We start from the raw sequence: 17,750 nt of genomic DNA, 5'->3' as shown, positions 1-17,750 counted from the left end.
AGTTGAGCCACAACGGACGCCTGATGACGCATGAGGCGTAAACGGACGGCGGATCCGGACGGCTGCCCTCTTGCGAGAGCCGAACAGCCATAAACATCGACTTGATGCACAACCGCACTGCTGTGACAGTTGAGAGCAGCTTAGGCCAGAGCATTGACCCGTGTCCGGCGAATGAGAACGTAGGCTGCCCCCATGGCAAAGAAGCGCTCGGGCGGTGGTCTGACCGGGACCCAGCAGGCCGCCAAGTTCGTCGGGGTGAGTGTGCTCTCCGGAGCCGTGCTCGCGGGCATCGCGCTGCCGGCGTTCGGCGCGCTGGGGCTCGCGGCCAAGGGCACGGTCGAGGGGTTCGACGAGATCCCCGCCAATCTGAAGACCCCGCCGCTGAGTCAGCGCACCACGATCCTGGACTCCCAGGGCGGTCAGATCGCGACGGTGTACTCGCGCGACCGCACGGTGGTCCCGCTCGCGGACATCTCGCCGTACATGCAGAAGGCGATCGTCGCGATCGAGGACTCGCGCTTCTACGAGCACGGCGCGATCGACCTCAAGGGCGTGCTGCGCGCGCTCAACAAGAACGCCACGTCGGGCGGGGTGGCCCAGGGCGCGTCCACCCTCACCCAGCAGTACGTGAAGAACGTCTTCGTGGAGGAGGCCGGCGACGACCCCGACAAGGTCGCCGAGGCCACCCAGCAGACGCTCGGCCGCAAGGTCAAGGAGCTCAAGTACGCGATCCAGGTCGAGGAGGAGCTCGGCAAGAAGAAGATCCTGGAGAACTACCTCAACATCACGTTCTTCGGGCAGCAGGCGTACGGCGTCGAGGCCGCCGCCAAGCGCTACTTCTCCAAGCCGGCCAAGGACCTGAAGCTGGAGGAGGCCGCCATGCTGGCGGGCATCGTCCAGTCGCCGAGCCGGTACGACCCGGTCAACGACGCGCAGGAGGCCAAGAAGCGCCGTGACACGGTGCTCCAGCGGATGGCCGACATGAAGGACGTCTCGCAGGCCGAGGCGGACCGCGCCAAGGCCGCCCCGATCGAGCTGAAGGTCTCCAAGCCGAAGAACGGCTGCATCACGGCCGTCAGCGGCGCGGGCTTCTTCTGCGACTACGTGCGCGAGGTCTTCCTCTCCGACCCGGTCTTCGGCAAGACCAAGGAGGAGCGGGCCAAGCTGTGGAACCAGGGCGGTCTGACGGTCCGTACGACCCTGGACCCGCAGGCCCAGCAGTCCACCCAGGCCTCCATCAAGGACCACGTCTACCAGTCGGACAAGGTCGCCACGGCCGTGACGCTGGTCCAGCCCGGCACCGGCAAGATCATGGCGATGGGCCAGTCGCGGCCGTACGGCTTCGGGACGAACGAGACGCAGATCAACTTCTCGGTGAACAAGCAGATGGGGGGCTCGAACTACGGGTTCCCGGTCGGGTCCACCTTCAAGCCGTTCCTGGCCGCCGCCGCGATCGAGGGCGGCAAGCCCGCGACGCAGCAGTACCCGTCGCCGTACGACATGGACTACCCGGCGAGCGTCCAGACGTGCAGCGGCAAGCCGTGGGTGAACGACCCGCGGAAGCCGGCCCACGTCGAGAACGAGAACCAGAACGAGATCGGCCCCTACGACCTGAAGTTCGCGATGGCCAAGTCGGTCAACACGTACTTCGTGCAGATGCTCGGCGAGATCGGCATGTGCCCGGTCTCGCAGATGACCGACAAGCTGCACGTGGTGCAGGGCAACGGCGCGAAGCTCCCGATGGTGCCGTCCGCGCTGACGCTGGGCTCCACCGGTATCTCCCCGCTGAACATGGCGAGCGCGTACGCCGCCTTCGCCAACCGGGGCACGTACTGCACGCCGGTCGCCATCGAGTCGATCAAGAAGGCGGACGGCACGGCGCTGCCGGTGCCGAAGTCCTCGTGCACCCAGGCGATGTCCCAGACCACGGCGGACAGCATCAACACGCTGCTGCGCGGCGTGACCGACTCCGGTACGGGTGCGCTGGCCGGTCTCTCCGACCGCGACAACGCGGGCAAGACCGGTACGACCGACTTCCGCAAGAACGCCTGGTTCGTCGGCTACACGCCGAACATGTCGGGCGCGGTGTGGGTCGGCAGCCCGTCGCAGAGCGTCGAGATGGAGAACATCACGATCGGCGGCGTGTACAAGGAGAAGGTGTACGGCGGTGAGGTCCCCGGACCGATCTGGAAGGACGCCATGACGGGTGCCCTCTCCGGCCAGCCGGCCCCCGGCTTCGTGACGGTCAACATCCCCGACGCCCAGCAGCCGAACCCGCCGGCGGGCGACGCGGGCCCCAACGCCAACCCCGGCAAGGGCAAGGGCGGCAAGAAGCACCGCCCCGGCGACAACAAGCCGGGCGGCGGCATCACGGTCCCGCCCAACCCCGGCATCTCCATCCCGCCGGGAGTGATCGGCGGGGCGACGACGGACGGGGCGATCGGCGGGAACTGGCCGTAGGCCTTCTATGACGAAGCCGTAGGCCTTGCACGACGAAGGGGCGCCCGGGTGATCCCGGGCGCCCCTTTTCGCGTACGTACACGGGCGGGGCGTCAGCCCGCCAGGAGGCTCTTGACGGCCGCCGACACCCGGCCCCCGTCCGCGAGCCCGGCCACCTTCGGCTTCACGATCTTCATCACGGCGCCCATGGCCTTCGGCCCCTCGGCGCCCGCGGCCCTGGCCTCCGCCACGGCCTCCGCGACGATCACGCCGAGCTCGTCGTCGGACAGCTGCTTGGGCAGGTACGCGTCGAGGATCTCGCCCTCGGCCCGCTCCTTCGCCGCCGACTCGGCCCGGCCGCCCTGATCGAACGCCTCGGCCGCCTCACGCCGCTTCTTCGCCTCCTTGGCGATCACCTGCAGCACCTCGTCGTCGGAGAGCTCGCGCGCGCTCTTGCCCGCGACCTCCTCCTTGGCGATGGCGGTGAGGGTCAGTCGCAGCGTCGACGAGCGCAGCTCGTCGCGCGCCTTCATGGCGGTGGTGAGGTCGTCCTTGAGCGTGGCCTTGAGCGTGGTCATGCGCCCCAGTGTGGCAGGTGGCGCCCCCGGAGCGCGTGCAGGTTTCGCGCCGGGAGCGCGGGGACGGGCGTACGCGGGGCGCCGGTGGGGGCGTACGGGATGCCCGCGAGCAACCCGCGAAGGCCGTAGGCGGACGTACGTCTGCAACGATGGACGCATGCGCGCGCGATACGGGATTCCTTTGAAGACAACGGCGGCGATCACGGCGATCGGCGCGGCCGGCATCGCCTACGCGGCGGGCTTCGAAGCCCGGTCCTTCCGGCTCCGCCGGGTGACGGTCCCGGTGCTGCCGAGCGGCGCGCGGCCGCTGCGCGTGCTCCAGGTCTCGGACATCCACATGGTCGGCGGCCAGCGCAAGAAGCGGGCGTGGCTGCAGTCGCTGGCGGGGCTGCGCCCGGACTTCGTGGTCAACACGGGCGACAACCTGTCGGACCCGGAGGGCGTGCCGGAGGTCCTGGACGCGCTGGGCCCGCTGATGGACTTCCCCGGGGTGTACGTCTTCGGCTCGAACGACTACTACGGCCCGAAGCTGCGCAACCCGGCCCGCTACCTGCTGGAGAAGGTCCAGGGCAAGCACGGCCTGAACGGCAACCCGCCCGCCGTCGGCGTCGTCCACAACCCGTGGGAGGAGCTGCGGGACGCGTTCGACGCGGCGGGCTGGGTCGGCCTCAGCAACACGCGCGGCCGCCTCAAGCTGGAGGGGGGCTTCGAGCTCGCGTTCACGGGCCTGGACGACCCGCACATCAAGCGCGACCGGTACGCGAAGGTGGAGGGCGGCCCGGAGAAGGACGCGGACCTGTCGATCGCGGTGGTCCACGCCCCGTACCTCCGCTCCCTCGACGCCTTCACCGCCGACGGCTACCCCCTGGTCCTGGCCGGCCACACCCACGGCGGCCAGCTGTGCGTCCCCTTCTACGGGGCCCTGGTCACCAACTGCGACCTGGACACGGACCGGGTGAAGGGCCTCTCCACCCACGAGGCGGGCGGCAACCGCGCCTACCTGCACGTCTCGGCGGGCTGCGGCACGAACCGCTACACCCCGGTCCGCTTCGCCTGCCCCCCGGAGGCCACGCTGCTGACCCTGATGCCCCGCGCCTGACGGCCCGCCGAAACCGGATTTCGTCTCCGGCCGCCGGTGGGCTAAAGTAAACGACGTCGCCAGGACAACGGGCGACATCGGGGTGTAGCGCAGCTTGGCAGCGCGCTTCGTTCGGGACGAAGAGGTCGTGGGTTCAAATCCCGCCACCCCGACAGCTGTAACACCGAGTCAGGCCCGGTTTCCTTCTCAAGGGAACCGGGCCTGACTCGTTCTCCGGGCCGTCTGCGCCACGCCCGGCAACGCCGAAGGGGCCGCTCTCTGAGAGAGCGGCCCCTTCGGCGTTGGCTGCCGTCAGCCCCCCTGTGGCCGACCGAAGCGTTCACGGCTGACCGTGTCGGTCCGGCGCCGGTCCCTCCCCTGTTGGGACCGGTGCCGGACCACACGGTCGGCGTCGATCCGCGCCGGTGCGGCGCGGAATGCCGGACCCGTGGTTGACGCGCCAGCAGTCCGGACGGAACTGGCTCCACGGATCCCTCAGGCTCATGCGGCGAGGCCGTCGCCGCCGTCTCGTGACTCCGGATCGAAGCTGACCGAGAACATGCGGCATCATGAGCTGTCTCTTCGAGCGCTGGGCCGATGGCCTGTCCGGGCGTCGCCCGGTTGCTGCGCTACTGCGTCGAGATCCTGCCAGCTGCGGCTCCCGCCGAGGAGGCCCTGGCATCGATTTCACGGCTTAACCGCAGGTCAGCCGTATAGGGTGAGTTTTCCGGTCCGGATGTCCAGGCGCGGGGGAAGTAAGGAGTGGAGACCTTGAGTTCCGACTCAGGGGCACGCACAGCCTTCGCGGAACGTCTCGCGCTGCTGTACACGGAGGCCGGCAATCCTCCCCTCAAGCGCGTGGCCGAGGCGGTCGTCCGGCTTCAGCGGGTCGACGAACGAGGGCGGCCCGTGCGGGTGTCCGCTCAGCGGATCAGCGACTGGCGACGGGCCAGGAACGTGCCTGCCCAGTTCGCCGCCCTCGCCGTGGTGCTGCACGTCCTGATTCCCGAGGCACGGCGCTCGCGGCCCGCGCCCGTGTCCACGGGCCTGTACGACCTGGCGCAGTGGCAGCGCCTGTGGGAGCGCGCGGTCGCCGACCCGGTCGGCGACCGCCCCGCGTCACCCGTGGAAGAGGACGAGCGCGCCCCGGCCGAAGCCGTGACCGTGCCCGGTGGCGTGTGCCCGTACCGGGGCCTGGCTTCGTACCGTCAGCAAGACGCCCGGTGGTTCTTCGGCCGGGAGCGGAGCAGGGACGCCCTCGTCGCTCAGCTCCGCGCGGCGGAGAAGACGGGCGGCCTGGTCATGCTCGTGGGCGCCTCGGGAGCGGGAAAGTCGTCCCTGCTGAACGCCGGGTTGGTGCCCGCGTTGCAGGGCGGCTCACCGTGCGGCGAGAGCGGTCCGGCGCGGGAGGTGCTTCAGCTCATACCCGGCGCCGATCCTCTCCTGGAGCTGACCCGCCGGATCCCCGAGCTCGCACCCGTCGTCTCCGGCGCGGAGGAGTCCGGGACTCCTCAGTTCGCGCACGCGGTGAGGGCGGCCGTCACCGCATGGGCGCGGCGCGAGACCGCTTCCCCTGCGGCCCCTCCGGTCGTCATCGTGGATCAGTTCGAGGAGACGTTCACCCTCTGCTCCGACGAGGCGAGCCGACGCACGTTCATCCAGCTCCTCCACGCCGCCTGCACGCCGACCGACCCGGGTGACCCGGCCCCCATGCTCGTCGTCCTCGGCATACGCGCCGACTTCTACGAGCGGTGCCTCGGGTATCCCGAACTGGCCGACGCGCTGCAGCACCGGCACATGGTGCTCGGGCCGCTGACCACCGCGGAGCTGCGCGAAGCGGTGACCGGCCCGGCCAAGGCCGTGGGCATGGAACTCGAACCGGGACTGGCGGAGCTGATCGTCCGGGAAGTGAGCGCCGACGGCCCGCGCGGGGTGCACGACGCGGGGGCGCTGCCGCTCCTCTCCCACGCGCTCCTCGCCACCTGGCAGCGGCGGAAGGGGGGCAGGCTGACGCTGGCCGGCTACCGCGCGGCGGGCGGAATCCAGGGAGCGGTGGCGGCGACCGCCGAGCGCGCCTGGTCGAGCCTCGACCCGGCGGCCCGCATAGCCGCGAGGCTGCTCCTGCTCAGGCTGGTCAGACTGAGCGAGGACACCCAGGCCACCCGTAGGCGCGGGACGCGGCGCCAGCTGGCGGAGGAGTCGACGGACCCCGGCAGGACGGAGGAATCGCTCGAAGCGCTCGTTCGCGCCCGATTGGTGACACTCGACGCGGAGACCGTGGAGATCACCCATGAAGCGCTGCTCCACGCCTGGCCGCGCCTGCGCGACTGGATCGACGAGGACAGGAACGACAACCTGCTGCGCCAGCGGCTGGAGGAGGACGGCCGGGCCTGGGAGGGCTCGAAGCGCGACACATCGCTGCTCTACCGGGGTTCCCGCCTGGAACAGGCCCACGCCTGGGCGAAATCCGCCGGTGACACCTTCCTCACCCGGAGCGCCGTGGAGTTCCTGGCCGCTTCGGTCAGGCTGCGCAAGCGCACGGTCTGGATCAGCCGCAGTGCGATATCGGCTCTGGTCGTCCTGGCGATCCTGGCTGTCTGCTCTGCGTGGGTCGCACGGCAGCAGCGGGACGACGCCGTGTTCGAGCAGGTGGTCGCCGAAGCCGATCGCGCCCAGCACACGGACCCCTCGCTGTCCGCTCAGCTCGCCCTGGTGGCCCACGATCTGCGGCCGCACGACGAGGGTACGAAGAACCGGCTGATCTCGATCGTGAACGCTCCGCTGGCCACTCCCCTCCTCGGCCACACCGGAGCCGTCTACCTCACTTCCTTCAGCCCGAACGGTCGGCTCCTGGCCACCGCCAGCTACGACCGGACCGTCCGGCTGTGGGACGTGGCGGATCCGGCCCGGCCCAAGCAGCTGGGCACACCCCTCACCGGCCACACGAGCTGGGTGAGCAGCGCGGTCTTCAGCCCGGACGGCAGCACCCTCGCCAGCGCTTCGGACGACGGCACGATCCGGCTGTGGGACGTACGGAATCCCAACCGCCCGCAGCCGCTCGGCGCTCCCCTGACCGGCCACGGCGGCACGATCTACCTCCTCGCCTTCAGGCCGGACGGGCACACCCTGGCCTCCGCCGGTGAAGATCGCACCGTGCGGCTGTGGGACGTGGCCGACCCGCGTCGGCCGAAGGCCCTCGGCGCCCTGACCGGCCACACCGCCGCCGCGCGCTGTGTGGCCTTCAGCCCGGACGGGCGGACGCTGGCAGCGGGTGGCGATGACGGCTCGATCAGGCTGTGGGACACAGCGGATCCGCTCAGGCCCGTGCCGATCGACACGGTGCTGACCGGCCACACGGGCACGGTGCACTCCGTGGCGTTCAGCCCCGACGGCCGCACCCTCGCCAGCGGCGGCGCGGACGACACCATCAGGCTCTGGAACGTGGCCGACCCACGTCACGCGACACCGCTCGGCACACCGCTCACCGGCCACACCGGTCCCATCTGGTCGGTGGCCTTCAGCCCCGATGGAGCCAAGCTCGGCGCCGCCAGCGCGGACAGCACGGCGAGTCTGTGGAACGTCAGCGATCCCGCGTACCCGTCACAGGTCGGCGAGCCTCTCGCGGGGAGCAGCGGCGAGATGTACGCCCTGGGCTTCAGCCCCGATGGCCGGACCCTCGCCACCGGGAGCGGCGACAGCAAGGTCCGCCTGTGGTCGATACCGACGTCGGACATGATCGGCCGCATCGGGGCGTTCCGCCCGGACGGGCGGGTGCTCGCCACGGCCGCGCGCGACCGCAGGGTTCGGCTGTGGAACGTGGAGACCCCCAACCGGCCCGTGTCGCTGAGCGAGCCGTTCACGCCCGGGGACGGTGACGTGCGTTCGCTGGCGTTCTCCCCCGACGGCCGCACGCTCGCGGTGCTGATGAGGAACCGCGCGGTGCAGCTGTGGAACGTCACCGACCCGACTCGGCCCAGCCCGTACGGGTCGCCCGTCGCCCTGCGCACACGGTTCTCGGGCCCCGACGCGCTGGCGTTCAGCCCGGACGGGCGCACCCTGGCGACCGCCTACGACGACCGTACGATCCAGCTGTGGAACGTCGGCGACCCGTCTCGGCCCCTCCCGTTCGGCACACCGCTCTCCGGACACAAGGGCTACGTCAACTCCCTCGTCTTCGGCCCGGACGGCCGCACTCTCGCCAGCGGCAGCGCGGACGGCACCATCCGGCTGTGGAACGTGGCCGACCCGCGCCGAGTCCCCCCGCTCGGCACGCCCCTGACGGGACACCTCGGTCCCGTCAACGCGCTCTCCTACAGCCCGGACGGCCGTACGCTGGCCAGCGGCAGCGACGACGACACGGTCCGCCTCTGGAACATCACCGACCCGCTCAAGGCGGCCCGGCTGGGCTCACCCCTCACCGGCCACACCGAAGCGGTCGTGTCACTGACGTTCAGTCAGGACGGCCGCACTCTGGCGAGCGGCGGCAACGACAACGCGGTCCGGCTCTGGAACGTCGCCCACCCGTCCGGGGCCGCTCGCATCGGTCAGTCGATGAGCCCCAACGCCAAGACGGGGAATTTCTTGTCGTTCAGCCCCAACAGCCACATGCTCGGGGTGTCGAGCGGCAGCGATACGGTCCGGCTGTGGAACTTGGACGCCGATGAGGCCATCAGCCGTATTTGCTCGACGACTCGGGGCGTCCTGACGCCGGATAAATGGCGTGAGAATCTACCTCGTCTCTCGTACTCGCCTCCTTGCGACCAGTAACCACACGATGTGATCCCGATCACAAGTCGCCGTTGTGGCCGAGCAGGCCATTCCCGCAGCGCAAGCAGCGTTGTTAGTGTTGGCCGCAGCCCGATCGCTGGTGCATCCCCCGTCGCCAGCGGTCGGGCGCTTCCGTGTCCTGCGGGAAATTGCGAAGCGCTTTTCGGTACGGCGGATAACTGGCCCACACCAAGGCAATAGCCGGGCCTAACGCAGATCAGGCCCGGCTCGCTTGTAGGCGAACCGGACCTGATCGCTGCCGCCCACGGGGCGGAAATCTCCCGGGATTCCGATTGCCCCCGCCGGAACCCGAGGTCCGCAATGGCCTTCTCGACCACCCGAAGGAGGAGGTCACCGGGGGCGGCAGCACTCCTGCGCCACCGAGACGAAGGCCAGCTTCGCCCGTTTCAGTTCGTCCGGGCGCTCATGGCGTCGCAGACAGTCGACGAGATGCTGCGCCGCCGCGGCGGCATCGGGCGGGCCTTCCAGGAGCACCCCGCCCAAGGCGCGTTGCAGCACGACGTCGTCGTCGGCCTGGCCTCGCCCGTTCCGCTCGGTGAGGATCCTGGTCTCCGCGGCGCCGAGGAACTCCGCGTACGTCTGGCGGCGAAGGGCGAACTCCCGGTGGCCGGACTCGGCGCGGAGCGTCATGCGAACGGATTCGAGCAGTGCGTCCGCCTGGCGGTCGCCCGCGTGCCGTGCCGCGGTGGCCTGCCGGATGCCGGCGCCGCGGGCGTACCAGCCGGTGACGACGCTGCCCGCGATCGCCGACCCCGCGGCGATCATCGCGATTCCCCAGTCACTCATGCCGCCATCCTCGCGAGCAGCCGGGGCATCCCACACCTCCTTGCCGCAGGTGCGGCGCGGATCACTCCCGGCGTCCCGCGAACAGCCCGCGATAGGATCGGACCGTGTCGCCCGACGACGTGAATGAACCCGCCCCGACCTGCGGAAACAGCCCTCTCCGCCCTCCGGTCGTCGGTAGACTGGACGCTTCCGGCGACGGGCGACGGGCGACGGGCGACGGGCGACGGGCGACGGGCGACGGGCGAACGGTTCTGTTCGCGGCTCGATCGGCGGTGGCCCTGTACCGCCTGCTCGACGTTCTCCCCATATTCTCCGGTGACGACCGGATCACCCGCCTGTTCACCCTCGTCCCCGGTTCCGAGTTCGGGGCGGACGCCCTCTCCACGATCGACGCCCTCGGCGGCCGTACGGTCCCCTGGAGCCAAGCCAGTAGTCATGAGTACGACCTGGTCTTCGCCGCGAGCCCGAAAGGCGATCTGAGTCTGCTGCGCGGTCCGCAGGTCCTCCTGCCGCACGGCGCGGGCTTCAACAAGTCCATCCCCGGGGAGGGTTCCGCCGACTCGGCGTCCGGGCTGGACCCGGCGTACCTGCGACGGAACCACCGCCATGCGCCGATAGCACTGCACGCCCTGGCCCATCCCGAGCAGATCGCCAGGCTGGCCGCCACGAACCCGCGGGCCGCCGGGCACGCGAAGGTGATCGGCGATCCCACCTTGGAGCGCGTCCTCGCCTCGTCGTCCCTGCGCGACCGCTACCGCGCCGCATTGGGCACCGGGGCCCGCGAGCTGCTGGTCCTGGCCTCCACCTGGGGCCCCGAGTCCCTCATCCGGCGGCACCCCGGGCTGCCTGCTCGACTGGCCGCCCGACTCCCGTACGACGAATACCAGTTGGCGCTCGTGGTCCATCCCAACGAACGCAGCCTGCTCGGGACGTACGAGTTGGCCGAACGCCTGGCGCCCGCCCTCGACGCGGGGATGATCCTGCCGGATCCGCACGAGGAGTGGGCCTCCGCACTGATCGCCGCCGACGCCCTGGTCACCGACCACGGATCGGCGGCGCTGTACTACTGCGCCGTCCAGGACCGCCCCGTCGTGAGCGTCCACCGCGCCGGTGGCGAACTGATCCCCGGCAGCCCCATGGACGTACTCCTGCGCCGAATACCGAGGTTGGGACGCGCCGAGGACATCGTCGACGCCCTGCGGGCGTATCGGCCGGGTCCCGCGCGGACCGCCGCTCGGATGGCGTTCGCGCGCCACGGTGAGGCCGCGGGCCTCCTGCGCACCGAGGTCTACGCCCTGCTCGGTCTCGCGCCGCCCGCCCACCGCTTCGCACCCCGGCTGCTGCCCTCGCCCGCGCCCGCCGCGCGTGTCCCCGCGGCGTTCGACGTCCGGGTGGAGACCACGGCAGTCGGCGTCCGGATCAGTCGGCACCCGGCCGGCACCGGGCCGCCCGGCCATCACCTGGCCGTGGAACACGGCGCCGCCAGTGAACAACTCGCCCGCTCCGCAAGCCTGTTGTACCGTCGCCCGCTCCCGGCCTCCGCGGCCCCCCTGGACCTGGCCTGGACCGCCGACGGGTGGACCCGGCACGCCCTGTCCGCCTACCCGGGCTGCCGTTCGGCCGCCGTGCTGCTGCCGTCCGGCCGATGCCTGCTCAGAGTCCGCGGTCATGCGCGGACGTACGCCGTCCAGGTCGAACCGCGACCCGAGGAGGGCCGGATCGTACGGCTCGACCCGGTCATCGCGCTGTCGGCCGTGCACGCCCGGCTGGCCGCCGCCCCTCAGCCCTGTCCGACCGCCCCGACCCGGACGTCCTGCCTCATCGGTGACCGGGCCTTCCACGTCACCTTCCGTCCGGCCTCGGACGCCGAAGAGGCGCAGGTGGTCTAGATCAGGCCGTTGCTCCGCCGGAGGCTCTGGGCCGCCGTACGGTGCTCCTCGGCATCCGCCGGGTTCCCTTCGGCCGTGTCCAGCTCGGCGAGGGCGTCGTGGACGCGTGCCCGGTCGAAGCCCGAGCGCCGCCGGTCGGCGCGCGCCAGCGACTGCTGGTACAGCTCACGGGCCTCGGCCGTACGCCCGAGCCGGTGGAGGACGCCCGCGAGGGCGAACGCCGAACGCCCGATCAGCCGCTCGCGGTTCTCGGCCACGAACCCGGTGTGTGCCTCGCGCAGCAGCCGGTGCGCCGCCTCAAGGTCTCCCGCCTTCGCGTTCGCCTCGCCCATCCGATAGGTCTGGAGCAGGACGCCGTAGGGGTTGGGGATCGCCCGGTGCAGGTCGCGGGAGACGGTGAAGTCCGCCAGAGCCGCACTCCACTCACCGCGTGCGCCCTTGAGCATGCCGCGGTGCTCGACGGCCGAGGCGGCGAGCTTGCGGTCCCGTTCGGAGTCCGCCAGCAGACGGAGGGCGGACATCGCGCCGTCGAGCTGGACCTCGGCCTCGCTCAGCTCTCCCGCCTCCCACAGCGGCCTGGCCAGCTGGCAGCGCGTGCGCACCAGCCAGCCCGCGTTACCCCCGTGCCGGACGGCCGAGTCGACGGTGCGCCGGAAGAGCTCGATCACCTCGGACTGGTGGGGGTGGTCCAGCGCATGCGTCCACACGGGCTCGGACAGGGCCACGACCTCGGTGTCCATGCCACGGCCGTGGGCCAGGCGCGAGCAGCCGAACAGCACATGGCGCTCCTCGTCCAGCCAGCGCGCCGCGCGTTCGGCGCGTTCGGCCCGTACGTCGTCGTCCGCGGCCGTTTCCGGATCCTCCAGGGGAACGTCCGGCGCGCCGGGAACAGGGTCGAAGAGATCCACGACGGTCAGACGGCGGCCGGCCGCGAACCGGTCGGCCAGCTGAGCCTGCCGTACGAACCAGCGCAGCAGCCGCACCTGCGCCTCGGCCACCTCCCCCTCGGCCTCCTCGCGGCGGGACCGGCGCAAGGCGTGCCCGCGCTGCGGTCCCGGCAGCCTCAGCTGGCCGGCCTCCGTCAGCGACAGCAGACGCAGGTCCAGTAACCCGGCCCGGTCCAGCTCCTCCAGGGCGTCCTCGCAGGCGTCCGGTCCGAGTCCCGACAGCGCGGTGGCGGAGTGGAGCGTGAACGTCTCACCGGGATGGTGCGGAAGCAGCCGGTAGAGCCGGGCCGCCGGGCCGGACAGGTCGGCGTAGGCCATGTCCCAGATGTGCTCCACGCCGGACACGCCCTTCTCGTCCAACTCGGCCCGGAGATCGGCGAGGATGCGGGAGAGCGGGCGCAGCCGGTGCGCGCGCACCCACCGGCCCGCCACGAGCAGCGCCGCCGGGAGGCCGTCGCACAACCGGACCACCGCCCGCGCCGCCTCCGGGTCGGCGGCCAGCCGGTGATCGCGGGCGATCAGCTCAAGCAGCTCCGCCGCCGCCTGCTCTTCCAGCGGCGGCAGCGCCAGATCCACCGCGGCGCCGGCTTCGAGGTCGTGGAGCGGACCGTGGCTCGTGACGATCACGACGCTGGCGCCCGACGCCGGAAGCAGAGGGAGGATCTCCGGGGCGTAGCGCGCGTTGTCGAGGATCAGGACCAGCTTCGCCGCGGAGGTCCTGTTCCAGTACTGCCCGCACCGAGCGGAGTACTGGGCCTGGATCTGGTCCGGCGTCACGTCGAGGGAAATCAGCAGCTGGGAGAGCACATCACCGGGGTCAAGGACGCCGTCCACCCGGAAGTCGTCGAGGTCGACGGACAGCACACCATCGGGAAAGGAGTGGCTCTCGATCAGAGTCCGGGCCAGCAGGCCGGCCAGCTCCGTCTTCCCCAGGCCGCCCGGCCCGCTCAACGACAGGACCAGCGGGCGGGAGCGGCCCCGCCACTCCGTCACGGCGCGCAGAGCGCGTTCCCGCTCGTCGTCGCGGTTGACGAAGTACACCGGCCCCGGCGGAAGTTCGAGCCTCACAACAGCCCCCTCGACCATCTGTGGCACCCTGCACGCACCACCTGACGATCATGCACTCTAGAGACTTTCCCCGTACACCCTCCCGAGGCACGCCCCGAGCGCGTCCCCCCGAGCCTCCCCCCTCTCCCACCCCCCGCCCGCTAGCGTCCCGGCCATGGACACGCTCATCTTCGGGGGGCTGCTGGTCGTCGTCGTGGGGATCTGGCGGCGGGGGGTGGGGGTCGGGGCGTGGTGGGTGGTGTTTGTCGCTACCTGTTTTCTGCTCGCGCATCACATCACCAGCGGGCTCGGGCTGGGGCTGAGCTACTGATATGGACGCCGGCAGCGGTACGCCCGGTACTTCTCCCGTGGCCGTCGCCATCGACGAGCGGCGCGGGGTGCTCGGGCAGGTGCAGTACTGGTTCGCCTGTCTCTTCGCCGTCGGGTGGACCGGGGTCGTGTGCGGCGGGCTCGCCGTGCAGTTCGGGGACTGGGACTATCCCTGCCCGCTCTGCATGGTGCAGCGGATGTTCATGCTGCTGGCCGCGCTCGGGGCCGCGTACGTCGTGCGGCGGGGGATGACCGGGAAGGTGTCCGGGAACGACTACATGACCGGGTGGGGGCTCGCGCTCGTCGCCTGTGTGGGCGGGGGGTTCACCTCGTGGCGGCAGACCATGCTGCACATCCTGCCCGGCGACAAGGGGTACGGCAGCCCCGTCCTCGGGCTGCATCTGTACGTCTGGGCCTGGGTCCTCTTCGTGGCGTCGATCATCGCCGTCGGCGTCGTCCTCGCCTTCGCGCCCGTCACCGCCGACCGCATCCTTCCCGCCTCACCCCTCCGTGCCGTCGGGCGGTGCGTTCTCGCCTTCGTCGCGCTCGTCATCGCCGTGAACCTCGTCGCCGTGTTCCTGCTGGAAGGGTTCCACTGGTTCCTTCCCGACGACCCGTCGCGCTATCAGTTCTTCTACGACGTCCATCTGCTGCCCTGAACCCGTCGGGCCCGGGCCACCCTCTTCGTGGCCCGGGCCCCTCCTCGATGGTCGGGCTGCTACTGCATCGGCCTCGATGCCTCTATCTCGATCCCCTTCACCATCATCCGGTCGTCATAGGCGACCCGTACGAACTGGCCGTGGCGGAACGCGCTCAGGACCCGCTCGATCACGAACTGACTCGGGTGCGGCAGACGCACCTGGCGGCCGTTGACCACCAGCGTCATGGCCGCCTCGATCCCCGGGAACGCGGCGATCGGGGCCTGCACGGCCGTGGCGTACGCGACGAAGTACTGCGCCTGCGGCTGCTGAGGTTGGAGCTGGGGCTGAGGCTGGGTGCTCGGCTGCTGGCCGAACTGCTGGAGCAGCGACTGGAACGGCTGCTGCTGGCCCAGCTGGTGCAGCTGCTGCTGGAGGTGCTGCGGGACCCCCTGGCCCGGCCCCTGGCCCGGCCCCTGACCCGGCCCCTGACCGAACCCCTGGCCCTGAGCCGGTCCCTGGCCCATCCCCTGCTCGAACTGCTGCGGTACGAAGGACGTCATCTCTCTTCCCCTTTCGTCGTGTTGGGGTTCACCTCTCGCCCGTCACCGTCACGCCCACGACCTCGTCGTCATCGGTGTACCGGACGCGTACGGCGTGGCGGCCGCCCGCGAACGCGGTGTGGACCGCCAGGCGGACGTGCGGCTCGGGGTCGCTGAGGGTGCGCCACGCCCCGTTCACGTACAGGCGCAGGCGCGTGGTGCTGTCGGTCGGGTCGGGCAGCAGGTCGTCCCAGAAGCGTTCCGCCGGGCCCTCCGTGATGCGGCGCGGTACGAGGTGGGCCACCGCGGCGCGCAGGTCCGGGCGGGTGCCGATGCGCTGCGAGGACGGGCGGCCCGGCGCCTCCCGCTGGGGCGAGCCGGTGCGGCGCAGGAGCTCGCGCAGGGGCTCGGGCGCCAGCGGCGCCAGGCCCGCCGTGCGCAGCATCCCCTGGAGCGCGGCGAGCACGCCCGCGACCTGCGCGGCCGCCGGTGACGTGCCGGAGAACGCGTCCGTGTACCAGGTGTCCTCCGACTGGCCGCCCTGCAGCTCGCCCGGCCGGTTCCAGAAGCCGCCCGCCGTGGTGACCTCGTGGCCCCAGCCCTGGGCGTCCACCCGCGTACCGAAGTTGGAGAAGCCCAGGCGGGAGCGGTCGGGGCCGTGGTCGCGGCCGTGCGTGCCCGGCGGCGGGGCGCCCGCGCCGACCACGATCGCGCCGGAGGAGGGCGCCGCCGGGTCGAACGGGTTGCGCCACCACGCCGGGAAGCCGTCCGGGCGCGCCTCGTACAACGCGTCGTCCAGGCTCTCCGCGCCGTTGCCGGCCGCCTCGACGACCACCACGCCGCGCGCCGTCGCGTACCGTACGGCCGCGTAGTCGTCGGGCCACCACTCCAGCGGGATGTGACCGCGCTGGTCGTCGTCGGCCGCGTACCCGAAGCGCGGGCCGGGGCGGTGCAGCGGGACCAGCAGGATGTCGCCGGGGGTGAGGCGGTCGGCGGCGCCGGTGATGGCCCGGGCCGTGCCGATGCCGTGGATCGACGCGACCGCGAGGACCGCCTCCGGGACGATGCCGAGCGTGCCGCTGCCGGTGCGGCTGCCGCCGAGCACCCCGAGGACGCCGGTGCCGTGGTTGCGCCAGGCCAGGTCCTCCACGGGGGTGCCCGCGACGATCCCGGCGAGCCTGGGCCCGAGGTCGCGGTGGCCGAGCTGCCACGCCGCCTCGACGTCGACGATGCTCACGCCCTCGCCGGAGCCGCCCGCCTGGAGCCACGCCCAGGCCGCGTCCACGCCCTCGGGCGCTGGCCCCAAGTAGCCCTGGCGGCCGCTGAAGTCGGGGGTGGCGGCCCCCTCCTTCTCGCGCCGCCCTTCATCCGTACGCTCGTCCCCGTCGTCCGTCGCGCCGAACGGGCCCGTCGCCGGGAGCGCGCTCGGCTTCACGTACGCCGTATCGATCCCGGGCAGGCCCGCGAGCCGGGAGGCGAGCTCCTCCAGCCGGTCCTCGCCGCCGCGCACCCGGTGGAAGAGCGTGAGGTCGGGTACGTCGACGCCGTGCCGGGGGAGCAGCGCCAGCGCCTCACGCACCCGGGCCTCACTGCCGAACAGCGGCTCCAGAGCCAGCTGTTGGTCCATCAGGAACATGTCCAGGGCCGACGATCCGGGGGGCTCCTCGGTGACCGGCGAGCCGTCCTGCACGAGCTCCGGCCGTGCGACCACGATCAGCTCCCGCTCGACCGGGTGGTACGCGAAGCCCGCGCCCTCGGGGCCGGGGTCCTGTGCCCCGACCGCGCCGGCCGAGCCGAGCGAGTCGCCCATGGTTCCCACTCCCCATCCGTCCGTGGTCATCCGTCCGTGGCCATCCGTCCGCCGGGGAGAACCCTGCTGCGGGGACCCCGACCTGTACAGGACCCAATCTCGACAAAGGCCGACGCGGCCGAATAGAGCCGGAGAGGGCCGACGAGAGGGGGACGGATATGAGACACATCGGCCCGGCGATGCGAACGGCGAGGTCAGACGCCTTGTCGATACATTCGTGCATCGGATACGTTCTCGTATCCACGAGAGGGAGCCGATGACCACAGCCACCCCGCCCAAGCGCGTCACCACCCGCCGCGCCCGCACCCGGCGGCGGCTGCTCGACTCCGCGCTCGACGTGTTCGCCGAGGAAGGGTTCGGCCGGTCCACCGTCGAGCAGGTCTGCGAGCGGGCCGGGTACACCCGCGGCGCCTTCTACTCGAACTTCACCTCGCTCGACGAGCTGTTCCTCGCCATGTGGGAGGAGCGCTCGACCCGGCTGCTCGCGGACGTGCGCGCCGCCCTCGACGCGGTGTCGGCGGCCGCGCCCGAGGACGCCGTACGGGCGGCGCTGCGGGCCATCCCGGTGGACGACGCCTGGTACCGGGTCACCGCCGAGTTCACCGCGCACGCCCTGCGCAACCCCGCCCTGCGGCGGGTGATGGCCGCCCGGGAGCGGGCGATCCAGGACGCCGTGCTGCCCGCGGTCGTCGAGGCGCTGGGGCGCACCGGGCGCCGGGTGACCGACGAGGACGCGCTCGGGCAGGCGCTCGTCGCCGTCCACGACGGCACCGCCGTCCAGGTCCTGCTCGACCCCGGCAGCGAGGCCGTCCGGGCCCGCCGCGAAGCGCTCTTCCTGCACGTGCTCCAGGCCTACAGCACCGCACCCTCCTAACCCC

12 protein-coding genes and 1 tRNA gene are annotated in these 17,750 nt (G+C 71.7%); 8 read left to right on the top strand and 5 right to left on the bottom strand.

The annotated features are described in order from the left end of the window. Window positions 1-192: 192 nt before the first annotated feature. Window positions 193-2,460: a transglycosylase domain-containing protein gene (locus tag QIY60_RS14565; RefSeq protein WP_283142824.1), complete on the top strand. Its 2,268-nt coding sequence runs from the start codon at window positions 193-195 to the stop codon at window positions 2,458-2,460. A gap of 92 nt (window positions 2,461-2,552) precedes the next feature. On the opposite strand, the gene QIY60_RS14560 is transcribed toward QIY60_RS14565, so the two are convergent. Continuing rightward, entirely contained in the window at window positions 2,553-3,017 is a 465-nt protein-coding gene (locus QIY60_RS14560) for a GatB/YqeY domain-containing protein (protein WP_283142823.1), read from the bottom strand. Window positions 3,018-3,174: 157 nt separating this feature from the next. Between QIY60_RS14560 and QIY60_RS14555 the strand changes: the two genes are divergently transcribed. From QIY60_RS14555 to QIY60_RS14545, 3 genes are all read left to right on the top strand, one after another. Then, window positions 3,175-4,116, top strand: coding sequence for a metallophosphoesterase (locus QIY60_RS14555; RefSeq protein ID WP_283142822.1), 942 nt, complete (start codon window positions 3,175-3,177; stop codon window positions 4,114-4,116). A 78-nt stretch (window positions 4,117-4,194) separates the two neighbouring features. Beyond that, window positions 4,195-4,268, top strand: a tRNA-Pro gene (locus QIY60_RS14550). 589 nt (window positions 4,269-4,857) lie between these two features. Then, entirely contained in the window at window positions 4,858-8,862 is a 4,005-nt protein-coding gene (locus QIY60_RS14545) for an AAA family ATPase (protein ID WP_283142821.1), read from the top strand. Window positions 8,863-9,213: 351 nt separating this feature from the next. Here the strand turns inward: QIY60_RS14545 and QIY60_RS14540 are convergent, their stop codons facing one another. Continuing rightward, complete coding sequence (locus QIY60_RS14540) at window positions 9,214-9,669, bottom strand: hypothetical protein (RefSeq protein WP_283142820.1); 456 nt, start codon at window positions 9,667-9,669, stop codon at window positions 9,214-9,216. A 272-nt stretch (window positions 9,670-9,941) separates the two neighbouring features. Here QIY60_RS14540 and QIY60_RS14535 point away from each other — a divergent pair, with 272 nt between their 5' ends. Continuing rightward, complete coding sequence (locus QIY60_RS14535) at window positions 9,942-11,558, top strand: translation initiation factor 2 (RefSeq protein WP_283142819.1); 1,617 nt, start codon at window positions 9,942-9,944, stop codon at window positions 11,556-11,558. Here QIY60_RS14535 and QIY60_RS14530 read toward each other — a convergent pair. After that, entirely contained in the window at window positions 11,555-13,573 is a 2,019-nt protein-coding gene (locus tag QIY60_RS14530) for a hypothetical protein (RefSeq protein WP_283142818.1), read from the bottom strand. The two genes, QIY60_RS14535 and QIY60_RS14530, sit on opposite strands and share 4 nt — an antisense overlap. A 154-nt stretch (window positions 13,574-13,727) precedes the next feature. On the opposite strand from QIY60_RS14530, the gene QIY60_RS14525 reads away from it, so the two are divergent. After that, window positions 13,728-13,883 (top strand): DUF5993 family protein, encoded by a 156-nt coding sequence (locus QIY60_RS14525; RefSeq protein WP_283142817.1) that lies wholly within the window; start codon window positions 13,728-13,730, stop codon window positions 13,881-13,883. A gap of 1 nt (window position 13,884) precedes the next feature. Continuing rightward, window positions 13,885-14,541: a disulfide bond formation protein B gene (locus QIY60_RS14520; protein ID WP_283142816.1), complete on the top strand. Its 657-nt coding sequence runs from the start codon at window positions 13,885-13,887 to the stop codon at window positions 14,539-14,541. Window positions 14,542-14,600: 59 nt separating this feature from the next. On the opposite strand, the gene QIY60_RS14515 is transcribed toward QIY60_RS14520, so the two are convergent. Together QIY60_RS14515 and QIY60_RS14510 are read right to left on the bottom strand one after the other, a co-directional pair. Next, a complete protein-coding gene (locus QIY60_RS14515; RefSeq protein WP_283142815.1) occupies window positions 14,601-15,083 on the bottom strand; it encodes a hypothetical protein in 483 nt (160 codons plus the stop codon). Between the two features lie 28 nt (window positions 15,084-15,111). Beyond that, a complete protein-coding gene (locus tag QIY60_RS14510) occupies window positions 15,112-16,872 on the bottom strand; it encodes a S8 family serine peptidase (protein WP_283142814.1) in 1,761 nt (586 codons plus the stop codon). A 256-nt stretch (window positions 16,873-17,128) separates the two neighbouring features. Here QIY60_RS14510 and QIY60_RS14505 point away from each other — a divergent pair, with 256 nt between their 5' ends. Beyond that, the gene (locus QIY60_RS14505) at window positions 17,129-17,746 is read left to right on the top strand and encodes a TetR/AcrR family transcriptional regulator (protein ID WP_283142813.1); all 618 of its coding nucleotides are present in this window, start codon (window positions 17,129-17,131) and stop codon (window positions 17,744-17,746) included. Window positions 17,747-17,750: the final 4 nt, after the last annotated feature.

The organism is Streptomyces sp. BPTC-684 (assembly GCF_030028635.1).
GTDB classification, from domain to species: Bacteria; Actinomycetota; Actinomycetes; order Streptomycetales; family Streptomycetaceae; genus Streptomyces; species Streptomyces noboritoensis.
Note: the sequence above shows the minus strand (reverse complement) of the source record. Positions and strands in the feature narration are given on the sequence as shown.